The 16,504-nt window shown below is 52.4% G+C and carries 18 protein-coding genes; 12 read left to right on the top strand and 6 right to left on the bottom strand.

The genetic code is table 11. From position 1 onward, the window contains the following. Window positions 1-23: 23 nt before the first annotated feature. The 5 genes from HS1genome_RS10450 (at window position 24) to HS1genome_RS10435 (ending at window position 6,287) form a co-directional block, all read left to right on the top strand. Window positions 24-1,604 carry a hypothetical protein gene (locus HS1genome_RS10450; RefSeq protein WP_126451002.1) on the top strand — a complete coding sequence of 527 codons (1,581 nt, stop codon included), beginning with the start codon at window positions 24-26 and terminating at the stop codon, window positions 1,602-1,604. Continuing rightward, window positions 1,601-1,771, top strand: coding sequence for a hypothetical protein (locus HS1genome_RS12160; protein WP_158613812.1), 171 nt, complete (start codon window positions 1,601-1,603; stop codon window positions 1,769-1,771). Before HS1genome_RS10450 ends, HS1genome_RS12160 begins: the two co-directional genes overlap by 4 nt. Then, window positions 1,772-3,040 (top strand): YlbE family protein, encoded by a 1,269-nt coding sequence (locus HS1genome_RS10445; RefSeq protein ID WP_126451001.1) that lies wholly within the window; start codon window positions 1,772-1,774, stop codon window positions 3,038-3,040. Then, a complete protein-coding gene (locus tag HS1genome_RS10440; protein WP_126451000.1) occupies window positions 3,015-3,812 on the top strand; it encodes an oxamate carbamoyltransferase subunit AllH family protein in 798 nt (265 codons plus the stop codon). The genes HS1genome_RS10445 and HS1genome_RS10440 overlap by 26 nt, the downstream gene beginning before the upstream one ends. Before the next feature lie 1,011 nt (window positions 3,813-4,823). Next, window positions 4,824-6,287, top strand: a complete 1,464-nt coding sequence (locus tag HS1genome_RS10435; protein WP_126450999.1) for a carboxypeptidase M32 — start codon at window positions 4,824-4,826, stop codon at window positions 6,285-6,287. On the opposite strand, the gene HS1genome_RS10430 is transcribed toward HS1genome_RS10435, so the two are convergent. After that, window positions 6,259-7,476, bottom strand: a complete 1,218-nt coding sequence (locus tag HS1genome_RS10430) for a CaiB/BaiF CoA transferase family protein (protein ID WP_126450998.1) — start codon at window positions 7,474-7,476, stop codon at window positions 6,259-6,261. The two genes, HS1genome_RS10435 and HS1genome_RS10430, sit on opposite strands and share 29 nt — an antisense overlap. 696 nt (window positions 7,477-8,172) lie before the next feature. Here HS1genome_RS10430 and HS1genome_RS13390 point away from each other — a divergent pair. Then, window positions 8,173-8,511, top strand: coding sequence for a mechanosensitive ion channel domain-containing protein (locus tag HS1genome_RS13390; protein ID WP_373286781.1), 339 nt, complete (start codon window positions 8,173-8,175; stop codon window positions 8,509-8,511). Here HS1genome_RS13390 and HS1genome_RS10420 read toward each other — a convergent pair. Both HS1genome_RS10420 and HS1genome_RS10415 read right to left on the bottom strand, forming a co-directional pair. Beyond that, window positions 8,413-9,309, bottom strand: coding sequence for a hypothetical protein (locus HS1genome_RS10420; protein WP_126450996.1), 897 nt, complete (start codon window positions 9,307-9,309; stop codon window positions 8,413-8,415). The genes HS1genome_RS13390 and HS1genome_RS10420 overlap by 99 nt on opposite strands. Beyond that, window positions 9,306-10,469, bottom strand: a complete 1,164-nt coding sequence (locus tag HS1genome_RS10415; RefSeq protein WP_229768211.1) for a cytochrome P450 — start codon at window positions 10,467-10,469, stop codon at window positions 9,306-9,308. Before HS1genome_RS10415 ends, HS1genome_RS10420 begins: the two co-directional genes overlap by 4 nt. A 91-nt stretch (window positions 10,470-10,560) precedes the next feature. On the opposite strand from HS1genome_RS10415, the gene HS1genome_RS10410 reads away from it, so the two are divergent. The 5 genes from HS1genome_RS10410 to HS1genome_RS10390 are packed head-to-tail and all read left to right on the top strand — an operon-like array spanning window position 10,561 to window position 13,764. Further along, window positions 10,561-11,049 (top strand): hypothetical protein, encoded by a 489-nt coding sequence (locus HS1genome_RS10410; RefSeq protein WP_126450994.1) that lies wholly within the window; start codon window positions 10,561-10,563, stop codon window positions 11,047-11,049. Between the two features lie 3 nt (window positions 11,050-11,052). Further along, window positions 11,053-11,943, top strand: a complete 891-nt coding sequence (locus HS1genome_RS10405) for an SPFH domain-containing protein (RefSeq protein WP_197721489.1) — start codon at window positions 11,053-11,055, stop codon at window positions 11,941-11,943. 1 nt (window position 11,944) lies between these two features. After that, window positions 11,945-12,391: a hypothetical protein gene (locus HS1genome_RS10400; protein WP_126450993.1), complete on the top strand. Its 447-nt coding sequence runs from the start codon at window positions 11,945-11,947 to the stop codon at window positions 12,389-12,391. A 21-nt stretch (window positions 12,392-12,412) separates the two neighbouring features. Then, the gene (locus HS1genome_RS10395; RefSeq protein ID WP_126450992.1) at window positions 12,413-13,549 is read left to right on the top strand and encodes a thiolase family protein; all 1,137 of its coding nucleotides are present in this window, start codon (window positions 12,413-12,415) and stop codon (window positions 13,547-13,549) included. Further along, window positions 13,546-13,764: a zinc ribbon domain-containing protein gene (locus HS1genome_RS10390; RefSeq protein ID WP_126450991.1), complete on the top strand. Its 219-nt coding sequence runs from the start codon at window positions 13,546-13,548 to the stop codon at window positions 13,762-13,764. Before HS1genome_RS10395 ends, HS1genome_RS10390 begins: the two co-directional genes overlap by 4 nt. Before the next feature lie 107 nt (window positions 13,765-13,871). Here HS1genome_RS10390 and HS1genome_RS10385 read toward each other — a convergent pair whose 3' ends face one another. From HS1genome_RS10385 to HS1genome_RS10375, 3 genes are all read right to left on the bottom strand, one after another. Next, window positions 13,872-14,774, bottom strand: coding sequence for a 2-hydroxyacid dehydrogenase (locus HS1genome_RS10385; protein WP_126450990.1), 903 nt, complete (start codon window positions 14,772-14,774; stop codon window positions 13,872-13,874). Window positions 14,775-14,858: 84 nt separating this feature from the next. Then, entirely contained in the window at window positions 14,859-15,293 is a 435-nt protein-coding gene (gene hjc, locus HS1genome_RS10380; protein ID WP_126450989.1) for a Holliday junction resolvase Hjc, read from the bottom strand. 40 nt (window positions 15,294-15,333) lie between these two features. Further along, window positions 15,334-15,729, bottom strand: coding sequence for a hypothetical protein (locus HS1genome_RS10375; protein WP_126450988.1), 396 nt, complete (start codon window positions 15,727-15,729; stop codon window positions 15,334-15,336). A gap of 152 nt (window positions 15,730-15,881) precedes the next feature. Between HS1genome_RS10375 and HS1genome_RS10370 the strand changes: the two genes are divergently transcribed. Next, window positions 15,882-16,502, top strand: a complete 621-nt coding sequence (locus HS1genome_RS10370) for an MBL fold metallo-hydrolase (protein ID WP_126450987.1) — start codon at window positions 15,882-15,884, stop codon at window positions 16,500-16,502. Window positions 16,503-16,504 lie beyond the last annotated feature (2 nt).

Below are 16,504 nucleotides of genomic sequence, written 5' to 3'. Positions count from 1 at the left end.
TACGGGTCTTAAAAAATGAACAAGTGGTAGAGGGCTTAAGGATCACGAGGCCAGAGCACAGAAGAACCGTCGTAATGAAGGGTACGTTCAGGGACTCGGTCTTCCTGCTCAGGATCACAGAGAAAGTAAGGAGACTTCCTGGAGTGGGTGAAGCTTTGGTAGGAATGGCCACAGATACCAACAAGGATTTGGCCAAATCGCTGGGACTGTGGTCCGAGGAGCTAGCTGGGGCTGGCCCAGACGACTTAGTTATAGTTGTAGGAGGCTCGAGTCAGGAGGCCGTGGAAGCGGCTATAGCCACTGCCAAGTCCCTAATGGAGGGTGGAGCTGAGGAGTCCCAGTACTCCACAGTTGAAGCGGCTCTAGCGGCAATCCCAGAACCTACCGTGGTTTTGATCTCCATTCCTGGGAAGTACGTTAAGGATGTAGCCTTGCCTCTAGTTGAGGAGGGTATAAACGTGCACGTCTTCAGTGACAACGTACCAATAGAAGATGAGATCACACTGAAACAATCGGCAGTTAAGAACGACTGTTTCGTCTTTGGTCCTGGAGCTGGAACTGTTTTAATTAGGGGAGTGGGTCTGGGGTTTGCAAATAAGGTTAGGATTGGAGGAGTTGGAGTGGCGGCTGCGTCAGGTACGGGACTCCAGGAATTGAGTTCCATGTTGTCTGAGAGTGGACTTGGGATTTCCTACGGCCTCGGAGTCGGAGGAAACGATGTGAAGGACGTAGTTGGAGGATTGATGATGATGAAGGCCCTGGAGTTCCTGGAGGAGGATCCCAGCACTAACGTGATCGCTTTGGTAAGCAAGATTCCAAATCCAACGACTAAGGCAAAGGTGGAGGAGTTCGTCAAATCACGGATCAAGAAGCCGTGCGTAATTACATTTCTAGGGCCAGGAGCCAAAAAGGGAAGAGATGGCAGGCTCACCTTCACCAAAACCCTTCACCAAGCAGTGGCTTCGGTGGCCAGTTTGGGCGGCGGGGAAGAACCTCTAAAGGCCTTTCTTTCCAAGTATCACTGGGACTTCCAGAGGACTTCAGAGATGGTCCAGTCGCTGAGGGTCAACGGCAGGTTCGTGGCATTGCTCACAGGTGGTACCTTCGCCAACGAGGGGTCTGTAGTGCTCTCGGAGGCCGGAGTAAGTTTCTCTGTGGACTTGAGGTCTGGCAATGCCGTAGTAGATCTAGGAGAGGAAGAATACACCCGGGGAAGACCGCACCCCATGATCGACCCTACAATAAGGACCACCGTTCTCAGAGAGCTCGCTAAGGACGAGTCGGTGGGGGCAGTTTACATGGACTTCGTCCTCGGATACGGAGCTCACCACGACCCCGCTGGTGCTCACTCAAACGCAATAAACTACTTCCTTTCAGAGGTGGAGAGGAGTGGAAGGAGAGTAGAGCTCCTAGGACACGTGTGTGGTACATCGGGAGATCCACAAGGACTCTCAGAGCAAGAGGATAAGCTCAAGTCGTTGGGAGTTAAGCTCTTCCCGACCAACGCGTTGGCTTTCTTGACGCTAGCGGGGGCAGTAACGCGAGGCGGAAACAAACTTAAACTTGTGTACGATGAAACTGTATCTATAGGTGGTCTATTGTGAAGGGAGCCGACTCTCTCGCTTCCCAAAGGATAACTGTGATAAACGTGGGTAGCTCGCACTTCCACGAGGAACTGAAGCGTCAGGGGGTGACTACACTTCAAGTGAATTGGCGCCCACCGGTGGAGCTTGAAAAGGACATAGAGGACATACTTAAGGAGGTATTGTGAATGTCGCTCAGGGAGGAGATCTCGAAGGCCAACGAGGCCGCGGTAGAACGTATGATGGAGGCCTCAGCGATTTGGATCGATGTAGTGGAGGCGAGGAAAGTCCTTAACGTATTCGGTCAACCCACGCTCCTTCACGCTGGTCCTCCGGTCTCTTGGGAGAAGGCCTCAGGCCCTCTGAGGGGAGCATTAATAGGTGCGACGCTTCTAGAGGGGTGGGCAGACAGTCCAGAGGGGGCAGAGAGGAAGCTTCAGACGGGCGAGGTGAGACTGGTTCCAACACATGAGGTGGGGGTTGTTGCACCCATGGCTGGTGCCGTCTCACCTTCAATGCCCTTGCTAGTCATAAGTGATCCAAAGTATGGGAATAGGGCCTACTCCAATCTCAACGAGGGCATCGGGAAGGTGCTAAGGTATGGTGCATACGATGAGAGTGTGCTGAAGAGGTTGAAGTGGATGGGGTCAGAGTTCGCGGAGAGCCTTAAGGCTGCCGTAGATCAGGCGGTGAAGGAAAAGGGGGGACTTGACGTGAAGTTCATATTAACCCAGGCACTTAACATGGGTGATGAGGGTCACAACAGACACGCTGCAGGTACTTCACTCTTCTTGAACGAGTTAGCGAGGTACCTTGTGATGTCGGACCTAGCTAAGGACGTTTTACTCAGGGTACTGGATTTCGTGAAGGGTAATACGTTCACTTTCCTCAACTTCGCCATGGGGGCTGCCAAGGTCATGACATTGGCGGCCCACAACGTGAAGTACAGTACGGTTGTTACGGTGATGAGTAGGAACGGCACGGAGGCGGGGATATGGATAAGTGGACTCGGTAACAATTGGTTCACTGCCCCCGCCAAAGTGCCTCAGGGAGTTCTCTTCCCTGGCTTCAAACCTGAGGACGCAAACCCGGACATAGGGGATAGCGCCATCACTGAGACCGCGGGCTTCGGTGGGTTTGCCATGGCTGCTGCCCCCTCTATTGTCTCTTGGGTGGGAGGAAACGTTCAGTTCGCGGTCGAGAACACGGAGCGTATGTACCAGATAACTCACACTAAGCACAGGTATTTCAAGATACCTTACCTCTCCTTCCAGGGAACCCCGACGGGGATAGACCTCAGGAAAGTTGTGAAGACGGGAATCGAGCCCACTATAAACACTGGGATAGCTCACAGGCAGGCCGGCGTTGGGCAGATAGGAGCGGGCGTAGTGTCAATGGACATGGGCATGTTCAAGAGGGCCCTGAGGAGATATGCTGAGGAATATGGAATCTCTTGAGGCCTCGGCCGTGGGCGAGGACCTCCTGAACGAACTCAGGAGACGAGGCTCCGTTTCTTTAGAGATCGCGGTAGAAACGCAAGATAACGTTTACGCTCTCTTCAGGGGCCACTTGGCGCCCGCCTCAGATCAGCCATTGATAACACCGTACTCCGTGGCGCTTTCCCCGAGCTCAAAGAAGGTAGGAGTGAGGGCGTCCTTCGAGGGAAACTACCTGGTTCTTACTATGGAGGGGGAAGCTAGGGCCTATAGGAGGCCTGGTGAGAGTAGTTCTGACGTGGTAAACCTCGGCGAAGCGGTTAAGATTGCGTCAGTGCTTGGCTCCACGCTCTCCGGAGAACTAGACCTGCACGTGGTCAAGCTCCTGAAACATCTCATTATCTCAAAAGACGATGAGCCGGGGAGGACGTTGGAGCTAGCACAACGTTACGTGGGGGCTGGGGGAGGTAGCACTCCATCGTTCGACGACTTTCTAGCGGGCTACTTAACCGGTTGGGGAAGTTCACTCCAGGCCTACCTAGACCTGAGCAATACAACCCAGTTGAGTAGGAGCATACTTTCTGAAGTAATAACGGATAGAGACTACCTCATAGAGGTAGCAGCTCTAAGGGAGTGCCTTAAAGGCAGAGGCGACCTTTACTCCTCTTCCCTCCGGGTAGCCTCGATGGGGGGCTCTTCCGGAACATTCATGTTATTGGGAGTTTTGTCGGCGGCGTTGCAGAAATCGGGAAGGAAGGACTTGATGACGGCGCTCTGGAACTCGTTATCTTAGACGTGGATTGACTTGTGGTTAGATTGGAGTTGTAAGTGGCCTGAGCTCCTGATAACTTATCATAAGCTTCTAGAGATCTCCTTTAAGAGAAATTTAACTTAACGGGGGTTGAGGGGACGGAAGTCCCCTTCCGTGAGGACGGACAGCCCCCTTATGTAAACCTCTTTACGGTTGTCAAAATACTATTTCTACGACCTCTACTGTGAGAGCTGGGTCGCACCCTCTGGACTGGGGGAACTCACGCCCGTGGAGAGGAAACCCTCCGTGATCCCCCTTCCGTACTGTTCACAGAAAGGTTCCACTGAACCTCCGCTACGGAAGGGGATCTAGGTCCCTCCGGGAAGCAGGAAATCCTCACCGCGAGGATGCCACGTCCGTGAGGGGGAGGTGGTTCACGAGAAATCGAGGCAGCTCTAACAGATTATGGAAATTTAGACGGAGTCCTGTCGGCAATGACATACTCGTTCACCTAAAGTCAATTGTACGGCTTCTCACCCCACGCTGAAATACGAGGCTCCACCCCAGTTCGCCATAAATTGATCCGTATCTCGAAGTCCTGCCCAGATGGGACGGTGAGTCGTGTGGGGTCAACGAGGACCTAGTGTGTGAGTGGGTCTAAAGCTAGGGTACCCAAATTATCTTAGCTTAACACTTGCTTGAAGACACAACGAGGTAACCGAAGGTCTGGCCAAAATCACATCAATGTAAGACGCATAGGAGGCTGTGTTAGCTGAAGGAAACGCTTTCTCTATCTTGTGAAAAGGAGGTTGTCCATTCATGCCGACACTATCACGTAGAGAGCGACTTAAAATATCAGTGTTAAAGTATTGTTGTTAGCTCTGAGCTTTGGATTTTCCTCTCAAGTCAAAAGTTTAGCTACAGTGCTAAGGTTAAAAACGCGACCACCTCCACCAATGACGAACGTGAGATCTAAGCCCACTGACTCAGAAGTCTCAATAGGGCCTGTCTAAGGGTTAGAAAATCGTTTAATCGGAGATGAATAGAACGAATATGGATCCCGTAATCGAGCGGATTAACACTTCGTTCAAGAGAGTCAAGGCCATAAGGTACACCCAATCGCTTATGGGGTGGGACCTTGAGACGTACATGCCACCTATGGGTGCGGAGGCCAGGGGAGCAGTCGCTGCAGAGCTCTCAGCCATGGAGCAGGAGGCGATCCTCTCACTAGGATCTCTCCTAGATCGGGCGGTAGAGAGGAAGGATCTGACAGACGTTGAGAGAGGAATAGTTAGGGTTGTAGGTAGGGAATTGAAGTTCTACAGGGCCATACCCCAGGAAGTCTTGAAGGAGTTAAGTGCGGTGACCTCTAAGGCTTCTGTAGTGTGGAGGGAAGCGAGGAAGGAAGCCGACTTCTCCAAGTTCAGACCCTACTTGGAGAGGATAGTAGACCTTGAGAAAACTATAGCGGAGAAACTGGGATACTCGAAACATCCATACGACGCTCTCCTCGACATTTACGAGGAGGGCCTCACGGTTAAAGATGTGGACAGGATCTACTCGGAACTACTTCCAGCCTCGAAGCAAGTTCTCGATAAAGTTAGGGCCGAGGAAAAATTCCCAGCCTCTCACCCTCTAGAGGAAGTCAAGTACGAAGAGGGCTCGATGAGGGAAGTGAACGAACATCTGATAAACCTCCTAGGAATGCCCAAGGAGAAGTTCAGGATAGACGTCTCTGCACACCCTTTCACTGTTGGACTCTCCACAGGGGACGTGAGGATTACCACGAGGTACGAGGGGAGGGACTTCAGGTCAACTATGTTCTCTGTCATACACGAGTGTGGACATGCCATCTACGAACTACAGCTTAACAGCGAGCTGGAGTTCACACCAGTTGGTGGGGCGGCGTCCTACTCGATTCACGAGTCCCAGTCCAGGTTCTGGGAAAACGTTGTAGGGAGGAGCCAGGAATTCACGTCCTTGATATACCCATATCTTCGCTCGAAGCTTCAGTTCCTATCGGGTTACGACAGAGAGGAGATATATAAGTACTTCAACTTGGTGAGGCCGAGCCTGATAAGGGTTGACGCCGACGAAATAACTTATAATTTCCATACCGCGATAAGGTACGAAATAGAGAAGAAACTGATAGCGGGGGATATGGACGCTCAGGAGATACCTGCTGCGTGGGAGGAGCTAACGGAGAAGTACTTGGGACTAAGGCCGAGGAATGACGCGGAAGGAGCCCTGCAAGACGTTCACTGGTCTGGAGGTTCCTTCGGCTACTTCCCCACTTACACCTTGGGGAACGTGATTGCAGCAACATTGGGGTACAAAGTTCCCCACCTCTACGAGAGGGTGATGGAGGGTAACTTCGGCCCGCTTAAGGAGTTCTTAAAGGAGAAAATACACAGGTGGGGTTCGATATACTCACCCAAGGAACTCCTAAGGAAGGCGTTAGGTGTAGAATACGAACCGGAATACCTTGTCAGGTACCTGCAAGAGAAGTACTTGTAATCAACACAGATCCCTCCTTTACCATGTTTTTAACTTGTTCCTCCGAGTATCCCAATTCCCTAAGTACCTCCTCAGTATGTTGGCCTAGAACAGGCGGTGGCAGGGCGATCCTGAACTTCGAGCCCTTCAACTTGTAGGGAGGCGAGATCTGTTTGACTTTCCCGGCTCTAGGGTGATCAATTTCCTGTACAGTTTCCCTTGCTAAGACGTGAGGGTCAGTGAAGACGTCGCTGAGCTTGTAGATCCTGCTGCAGGGTATTCCCGCCTCGGATATCCTTCTAACCCACTCTGTCGAAGAATCTGTGGAGAAGACTTTTTCTAACTCCTGAATTAGCGCGTCCCTGTTCCTGACCCTGTCAGGATTGCTCCTGAATCGGGGGTCATTCAGGAGGTGTTCCGCCCCTACTGCCTTACAGAACCTGGCCCACTGCTCGTCGTTTCCCACCGCTAGCACGAAGTAATCGTCCTTGGCCTTGAAGGCTTGATAGGGGGCGATGGAAGAGTGGGCCGAGCCCATCTTCTTTGGGTTCTGACCTGTGGCGAAGTAGGCTCCGGCCTGGTGAGTGAGCCAAGCGATCTGCCCCTCAAGTAGGCTCACGTCTATGTATTCCCCCTTACCTGTCGATACTCTCCTGAATAGAGCAGAGACTATAGCGAAGGCCCCGAACATGCCCGCTCCTATGTCTGAGACTGGCACTCCGGCCTTAACTGGAGGTCTCCCCTCCTCTCCAGTTATGCTCATCATCCCACTCACAGCGTATGCTATGAGGTCGTAACCCGGCCTGTCCTTATACGGACCCCATTGGCCGAAGCCCGAGATGGAACAGTATATTATCTTGGGATTAAGCTTTGAGACCTGTTCGTATCCGAACCCCATTTTCTCCATTACCCCTGGCCTGAAATTCTCCACTAACACGTCAGCGTTCTCCAAGAGCCTCCTGAGGACCTCCTTCCCCTGTTCCTTCTTAAGGTCGATCACGATGCTCCTCTTGTTCCTGTTGACGCTCATGAAGTAGGTGCTCTCCCCGTTTTGGAAAGGTGGCCCCCAGAGTCTCGTCTCGTCTCCCACGGGGGGTTCGACCTTTATTACATCTGCCCCAGCGTCAGCTAACATCATGGTGCAGTAGGGCCCAGCCATGGCCCTACTGAGATCTACCACTTTCACTCCCTTAAGGAGGTCGTAGGTCATGGTAAACAAACGCAGTCAGTTCAATAAATGTGTTTCTAGTGTCCTATTTCGGGGGATTTACTCGGTTTTCAGGAATTTGCCTCATCAATCAATGGACTTCACAGATGTCCAACATTACGTTTACAAAGAGCGGGGTCGAGGGGGCGGAAAGCCTCGCCTTTCAGCGTGGGGTGAGAAGCCGTACAATTGACTTTAGGTGAACGAGTATGTCATTGCCGACAGGACTCCGTCTAAATTTCCCTCGTTGGCGCCAACGACGCCCCTCCCCCCAGATCGATCGGGGGTTCGACGAAAACGAGGGAGGGGCGATCGCGTTCTCCCTCAATGGACTTCACGGAGGAAAGTCCCACCTTCGAGTGGGGTCCCTCCCCGATCCACTCTACTGCCCACCAGGGACGTGAACCCGAACAGAGGGTGGGAAAGACGAGCCAAAGGAGGGGAACCCTTCCAGTGCTGGGAGGAGGTCAGCATGATCCCATAGGGTGAGTTCCCATACTGAAATACGATCCGACTCTGATGGAAACGGAGGTGTCTCCGCCTTTTACTGTAACGTAGTGATGAGACGCGATCCCCACCGCGGCGGCCATGCCCAACGTCTTCAAGATAATTAGGAATTGGAGCTCTAGTCCGCAGTAGTTGCCAGTGCAATACCCGACGGTGTAGCGTATGTTGCGCTAGGTTAGTTCGTTGAGAGTAGTGGTGGCCTTCGCGATTCAACAGGTGTTGGGAGTAGTGGCTGGTCCCTTCCTTCTTACAAGTGAGCCCCCCAAGATAGGTGACGAAGTCGTCACGCTAGGTAATAACGGTAGAGTAAAGGCCGTGTCCACATTATTCGCCTTTCTAGTGAAGACAGATGTAACCAAGGTAATGATTCCCTATAACATCATACTTGGAAACAAGGTGTACTTGAAGTCAGCACCACTGGAACAGAGGACCTTAAAAGTCCAGCAAGAGCGACTTCAGACCGAGTTTTCTACTTATAAGGAAAAGGAGAAATATCATGCCAGTGATCCAAGGCAACCCGGACAAAAGTAAGCTAAGTTGCCTAGTGAAGTATGAAGCTGCGAAGAGAAGCGGAGCAGGCCACTCCAAGTCGTAGTTCTCAGACGAGAGCGAGAAGGTCACGCACGATGAGAAGAGGGGACTCATAATTCCCAACGTGAAAGCGTGAACCTGATAACCCAACCATACCGATGATGTGGGGACTACTACCATAACCACCAGCGTGATCAGAGCTGAAAGACGAGGTCTCGCTCCCTTCCAGCCGAACGAGGCAACGTAAATCAACACCGCCGGCACTACAGCCACGGGAAAGAACCAGCTGGCCATGACCGAGGCCATGATAGGTAGTTGTTGGATTCCCATCCTCGGCCTGATCCTCAAGGTCGAAGAGAAGACACCTTCGTTTACTCCTAAGAGGTAGGAAAGCAGAGGTGGAACAAGAAGCCAGTAGTTCCCTCCGTATATAGTCCAAGCTAGAAGCGTCATAGGGACTGAGCTCAGTACAAGGTAGTTCACGGGGTACTTGGATCCGTACCTCTTAACGTCCACTAGAGACCAGACCTCAGTAGCGAGGAGCGCAGCTGATCCAGTAACCTGACCCCAATGGAGGGGTATTCCCACCGCCATCGACATCAGCTGTGTTACAAAGTACTTCCTTGCTGGAAAGAACAGCCTCTGGATCATGCCGAAGTAGAGGGAGTAGGCCCCCAACATCATTAGGTAGGGGTGAACAGAGGGATACCTCAGGAGCTCCACCGCCCCGGCCCCCCACAGGGCGAAGGCCAGGTACACAAACGGTACGTTCACTCCCCACGGTATAACGCTCTTCACGTCCCTACCTCCGCCGGTATAGAGCGGAAGCCGTTGAGAATGACGTTAGGCAATGGTTCTAGCCCCTCTATCTTCACCCTTACTCCGGAGTTCCTGAGTTCCTCTAGGGCGATCCGTGCCTCTAGTCTAGCTAGGGGCGCCCCTAGGCAGAGGTGAATTCCTGAACCGAAGCTAAGGTGTGGGTTTGGTTTCCTCGAGGGATTGAACGAATCAGGCTCCTCGAACACGGACTCGTCCCTGTTGGCTGAGGCGATCCACACCCTTATCCCCTCACCCTCCCTTATTCTTCTTCCCCTCAACTCTACATCCCTTCTGGCCACCCTGAAGGTCCTCCTCACTGGAGGGGCGAACCGAAGTACTTCCTCCACGGCCCAGGTGGTCGACTCCCCTCCTGAGACCGAGTCCCATCGGTGGAACCTGGTCAGGGTAACGGCTGCATTCCCTATGAGGTTTGTAGTAGTCTCGTTCCCCGCGATGAGGAGTAGGACAGTGTAGGCCAGTTGCTCTATCCTCGATAGCCTCTTACCCCTGAACTCTGCTCTCCTTATTTTGCTTATCAGGTCTTCTCCTTCCTTGTGCGAGTCCAGAGTCTCGTTTACGAACTGAAGCATCTCAGTTAGAGCCGACCAGTCAGTGGGCATTCCACTATCTTTTCCTAAGTTCAATGCTATGGCGTCTGACCATCTCTTAACTTTAGAGGAATCTTGTCTGCTAAGGCCGAGCAACTTGGAGATCACTTCGATAGGCAATGGGACCGCGAAGTCTCTTATTAAGTCGAACCTGTTCCCCGAGTTTCTGATTAGAGCCCTAGCCGTCTCCCTTACGAAGTTCTCAATAGTCGCCAGGTGCGAAGGCGAAAAGAAAGGGGACGTAACGGACCTCAGCTCGTCGTGAAGAGGAGGATCTGCAGTGAGCATGGTATATTTAGTCGGAATGTCGAATAGCTCATTGGCCCTATTCGTCCTCAACTCCTCGGCCGTGGTCTGATCGTAGCCACTGAACCCAGACGAGAAGAGTTGGTACTGATTCAAAACGTTTCTAACGTCCTCGTAGAGGAACACGTTCCACGCCTCGCCGTCGAAGTGAACTGGGTCGTTGCGCCTCATGTGAGCAAGCCACGGGTAGGGGTCTAGAAGGAACTGAGGGGAAAGCTCATCCACGGGTGATATGTGACCTACACGGATAAATCGATTTCTCCGAAAGTAAAATATCGGCATCGAAACTTTTTATTCTGCAGCAAGAGGTGATCCCATGAGTGACATTTCGAACTCCCCCTTAGCTCCTCTAGAGAGACTGGAGCTAATGCTACCTGGATTCAAGGGATACAAAAGGAAGGACCTGATTAGACAAGACGACTTCTTGGTGAGGAACGCCATTAAGCTGAGGTTAAGCAATGCAATGAGGGAGTTGGAGTCGAAGCAGAGCGAATTGGCCATGGAAGATCCCTTCAATCCTCTCGTACATAAGTACGAGGACCTACTCTCCAGATTGAGGTCACTCACTACCGAGGTCGAGGCAGCACCAGGGGGAATGTACACATACTACGACAGGTTCAAGATGTTCGAGGACGACATGAAGAAGCTAGTCCAGTTCGACTATCAGCTCATAGCCTCGGCCGATAAGGTACTCGAGATGGTGAGGGGGAACGCCGATCTAGGACAGATCAGGGAGATAGTAGACTCAATGAAGCAGACGTTCTCAGATAGACAGAAGCTTTTTATGCCGGAGAAGGTGAGGTGAGCCGTGTCTGGAATATTCAGAGCAGTCGTGAGGACGCTTCAAGAAGACGGCCGTGACATGATGGGTCCTGGGGTGATCATGTGGCGGGATCACAACGTAGACATCAGAAATAGGTCGAGGCTGATAGTCGAGTCTAACCAGAAGGCCGTGGTCAGGATACAGGGGCAGGTTGTAGGAGTCTACGACGCAGGTGCGCACGATCTCAACACCCCGAATAACCCCGTTTCTAACTTCTTCTCGCGATTAGGTTACGGAGGAAACGTCCCTTGGTTGACTGAGGTCATATTCGTAAGCAGTGGTAGGTTTGAAGCGAGGAGCGCAGGTGTGTCCCAGACTTCCGAACTTATACCCTTACAGTACCAAGTGGCCTACTACTTCCAAGTCGTAGACCCACTGAAGCTGCTTCAGGCTGTCCAGTTTAACGGGGCCTTCTACACCATAAATGAACTCGCAGCTTACGCCTCCCCCATTTTAGACCAGTCCGTGTCACAGATACTCAACAATGTCTCGATAAAGGAAGTTTACGCCAGCATGCATAAAGTGAGCGAAGCTGTGACAGCGGCATTGAGGCAGATCCTCGGAGAGATAGGGATAAACTTGATCCTAAGCAGGGTGGTAAGGATAGAGCCGGAGGACGAGACGATGAGAAGGGTGATCCAGCTCAACGGCATAGGGGTGGACACGAATACTGCTTTACGGGCCAGGTTAGCTGAGATAATGGCTCAGAGGTCAGATCCAGCTGCCACAAACATGTTCCTCGGAGTCCCCTACTATCCAGTCAACATATTGATGGGAGGAGGCGGGATAGGGCAACTGATGCAGGGATTGGGTCAGCAAGGCCAGCTCAGACAGGAGCAGTCCAGGAGGGAGGAAGGTAAGTCTCAAGGAGCCTGAAGTGGGGAGTTTGTCCTACAAGTACTCTTGGAATTTCCTCCCAGCACTGGGTTTCTCCCTATTCATTTCTGTAATTATAACGGTAACTGATTTAGTCGCTAAACTATTTTACCCCCCTCATGTCGATTGGGGGATCGTCTACAGTCCCTTCTTTGCCGCAGCGTCTGGTCAGTGGGCTCCCCTAGTGATCTGCTTGATAGTGTACGGCGGCTTCATATCCTACAATTTACCACGCAGTAGGAGGATAAGGGAAGAGAACGAAGTGGGCGACGTGGCAGTCTACACCGCTGTATCCCTCCTGTTCCTCTCGGGGCTCATAGATCTGTCCTACACTTATCCTCTGAACACTAGGGTGGGCATTTTTCTCGTTGTTAACGTGCTGAGTGCCTTGGTTGGAACCCTGTTGGCTGTGAAGTTCAGGCCGTGGAACAGGGGGCAGCGTTTTTAAGCGGAGCTGATAAGCTCCCCTATGCCTGCCATCGTATCAGCATCACTCTCCAAGTTCGGAAAGAGACAGGAAGGACTCATGGAGATCGCTGCTGAGGCGGCCCTACCTGTACTAAGAGGACGTTGGGACGACGTCGACTTCGTTGTTGTGTCCAACACTTACTCTGGCGAGTTCACCTCGACTTCGGGGCTGAACACCCTCTTAACCACCTATCTCTCATTGGATGCCGTTCCCTCGATTAGGATAGACAACACCAGTGGCAGTGGGGGAAGCGCCTTGCTGGTGGCCAGCTCCCTCATAACGTCTGGAACGGCCAGGAGGGTCCTCGTAGTGGGCGTAGAGAAGATGTCCACACTTAAGACACGGGACGTGACGGCCGTGATATCCTCCCTGCTCACACCGAGGGAGAGGGCGACAGGGCCCTCCCTCCCCTCTTTGGCTGCTCTAGCTGCGAAGCTCTACATGTCCAGGTATGGCGCGACACGAGAGGCCTTGGCCCAGGTTTCGGTCAAGAACCATCACAACGGAGCTCTCAACCCGTACGCTCACGTGAGGAAGGAGGTTACAGTTGAAGAGGTTCTCTCCTCTCCCTTGGTGTCAGATCCATTGAGGGTCTACGAGTATAGTCCCATCAGCGATGGAGCGGCGGCGCTACTTCTCGTAGGAGACGATGAGGCGAGGAGTTTCACTGATAAGCCCGTTTACATAAGGGGGATAGGTACTGCCTCAATGTCCACCAGCATCACCTCTAGGGACGACCTGCTCGACCTTAGTTCCGTAAGGGAGGCAGGAGCTAAGGCGTTCAGGCGTGCCAAAGCGGAAAAGGTTGACTTCGCTGAGCTCCACGACATGGCGACTGTCCTGGAGCTAGTCCAGTCCGAGGCTCTTGGACTCCTGCCGCGAGGAGAGGCTTGGAAGTACTCAGAAGAAGGGTACACTGCCTTGAACGGGGAGCTTCCCCTGAACACTTCAGGAGGACTGGTATCCAAGGGGCATCCGATAGGGGCAAGTGGAGTTGCCCAGGCCGTGGAGGTCTTTCAGCAGCTCAGGGGGGAGGCGGGGCAGAGGCAGGTGAGAAACCCCTCAGTCGGCCTATCTCTGAGTATGGCGGGCTTTGGTAACTGTAGTACGGTCACGATCTACGGGGTGGAACCTTGATCGTCTACAAATGCATCAATTGTGGGGAGGAGACCTTCGAGAGGAGGGCCGTGTGTCCTAAGTGTAGGGGGGAGGAGTTTGAGGAGGTGGATGAGAAGTTGGGCGAGCTGGTGGTGGAGACCACCCTTTACGTGACTCCCTCTAGTTTTCCCGATAAGTACACGATCGCGGTGCTAAGGGCCGGAACCACAAGGGTCCTAGTTAGAAAGGAGTGAACCGACAATTGAACTGGAACGGATTCTCCCTTCTCGCGATCGCGGCGTTGGCCTATCTTTGCTTCAACTGATCGGCTCGGGACTAGTATTGTTGTCTGTTCTTCTCTTTAAGTGAGGTAATCCTCCCTCCTGACCTCGTTCTCGGCTCTCCCCGTCTCCACGAAACGTCTCACGTTTTCGCAGGCAGCGAGCTTCGCATGCTCCAATACCTCCCTGTTCGCGTAACCGCCAGCCGTGTGTGGAGTGCCAGTGAAGTTCTCCGCTTCCCAGAGCGGATCCTGGAAGTTCTCCTCTCCGTCCTTGCGCCAGAAGACGTCGGTCCCGAACCTGACGGTCGGCCTCTCCATCAATAGCCTCACTAGGGCATCTCTTTCCACCGTCTCTCCTCTGCCTACGTTGACAATTATGGATTTCTCCTTCACCTTCGACAGCCTCTCCCAGTTGAGGAACCCCTCCGTCTGTCTCGTCAAGGGAAGGGCATTTACTATCACGTCTGCTCTCCCAAGGTGGTTGTCCACCTCGGTGTATGGGTACCTTTCGTCGAAGAACTCGGGTCTCTTGAAGGACCTAGAAATTCCTATCGTGATCATTGAGAAGGCCGCCTTGCCTATTCTAGCTACTTCTGATCCTATTCCTCCCGCACCTAGCACGAGTAGAGTTTTACCTGTCACGACATAGCTCTCTCCTCTGTCCTTTCTCCCGACCCGCTTGGCCAAGGCCAGAACCAGGGCCCATGCATGTTCAGCCACAGGCACGGCGTACGCACCTGCGTTAGAGAACACCTTCACCGATTCTGGAACCGCCCTGAAGTCCAGAGCCTCCACCCCTGCGGAGAAGGTTTGGATTGCCTTCAACTTACTTGAGCTCCTCACTATAGACGAGAGTTCGTTGGGCCATCCCATGAGGACGTCTGCATCCGATACCTCTGAGAGGTCTCCTTCTATTATTTGGTTTCCCTTCAACAGTTGCATGCATTGTTCGGGTAGCCTGAGAGTGGATACGATCTTCATGGTAGTCCATTGAGTCGGGTGAGACTTATAGATGTTGAGGTTAAACGGGAGAAGTGAATTGGTTGGCAGCTAGGCACTGTAAGTTTAAAAATCAGCTAGAGCTTTCTCCTGCTCCCTGAACTTTTCTACCTTTTCAAGGCTTTCCACACCCGGAGTCAATAGCTCCTCTAGGTACTGTGTTCCCTCCAACGTGACCACTATGTCAGTTAAACCCTTCACTCGTAGAAACTTCCATCTGCCTATCTTCTTGAACTTCACCGCTACGGCAGGTACTCCGGTCATGGGAAAAAGTGAAACGAACTCGAACAACTTCCGTATTTGAAGGGATCTGACTTTAACCCTATCCTCCCAACTACTCTTCACTTCGAACGCTAAGAGCAAGTTCCCCTTCACCGCGAAAACGTCCGGCAGGGGATTCGGTGAAGAGTTGGACGTCGGTATCCTCACCGCCCTGTAGCCAGCAGCGTTCAATACCTTGACTAGCTCTCTCTCGGCAGCCCTTCCTACATCCTTGTTCATGGGGAGAAGTTTTCCCTCAAGAGATAAAAGCGGTTGGGCCCTAAAGTTTAGGTTCAAATATCATGAGGAACAGGAGGAGTGGAGTTACAGTGGTCCAGAAAACCACCAAGGAGTCGATAACCCCTCTTAGTTCACTTCCGCTAGATGCCCTCGAACACGTCATGTAGTGCAGGCCCTCAACAATTGCTATTGGAAGTCCCATACTCAAGGCCACTTTCGTCCAACCCGGGAACCCGAGGTACCAAGACATAAGCAGCCCAGTTAGGAATAGGAGAGTAGCGGAGGGAACCTCCACGAACTCCACTAGCTTCCTGTACTTTCTAACTAACTTTACACTATCCGTCTCCCTGACTAAGAGGTAGGCTCCAGTAGTTGGCCCAACCCAAAGTAAGGCAGATCCTATATGGATATAGAGTAGTACCCCAAATAGAACCATTTGCGAAATACGCTTTCTAAACTTTTAAAAAGTTTTTGTGCGTTCTCTCACTGTATCGAGAGCCCGCCGTTTGACCTGAACTTTCGACTAGACTCCTCGTACTGTTCAGTTTTACTGTCTCTTTTTATAGGCTCGAAAGCGTGACATTTACTATGGAAGTTACATGGATTGTGGTCGGCCCTCTTCGCACAAATTGTTACCTTATACGTTCTGGCAATGAAGGAATCTTGGTGGACCCAGGGGGAGATCCAGAGGATATCCTCAGGTTCCTAGATGAGGCGGAAGTTCGTTTAAAGCTCATCCTATCAACTCACGGTCACTTTGACCACGTTATGTCGGCGTCAGTAGTTAGAGAGTCCACAGGGGCGAAATACGTAGTCCACGAGAACGATGTGCCACTAGTGAAGGAACTATCCACGTGGACTGAGAGATTCCTAGGGGAGAGGATTCCCTCTCCGGAGGTGGACGCAACTGTGCGGGATGGAGAGGTGATCGAGTTGGGGAATGAAGTGGTAGAAGTCCTGTGGACTCCTGGACATACGATGGGAAGCATCAGCGTAGTTGGACTAGACTTCATATTGACCGGGGATACTCTTTTCAAGGGAACAGTAGGGAGGACGGACTTCGGGGGGTCTCCCCAGCTACTCTCGACCACCCTAGAGAGGCTCAAGAGGTTACCCGACCTCATCGTCTATCCAGGACACGGCTCCTCCACCACACTCGCTGCTGAGAGGATGGAGAACCCCTTTCTTAACGGGCTGCTCTCCCTTTGAAT

Origin of the sequence: Sulfodiicoccus acidiphilus (assembly GCF_003967175.1) — an archaeon.
Taxonomy (GTDB): Archaea; Thermoproteota; Thermoprotei_A; order Sulfolobales; family Sulfolobaceae; genus Sulfodiicoccus; species Sulfodiicoccus acidiphilus.
Note: the sequence above shows the minus strand (reverse complement) of the source record. Positions and strands in the feature narration are given on the sequence as shown.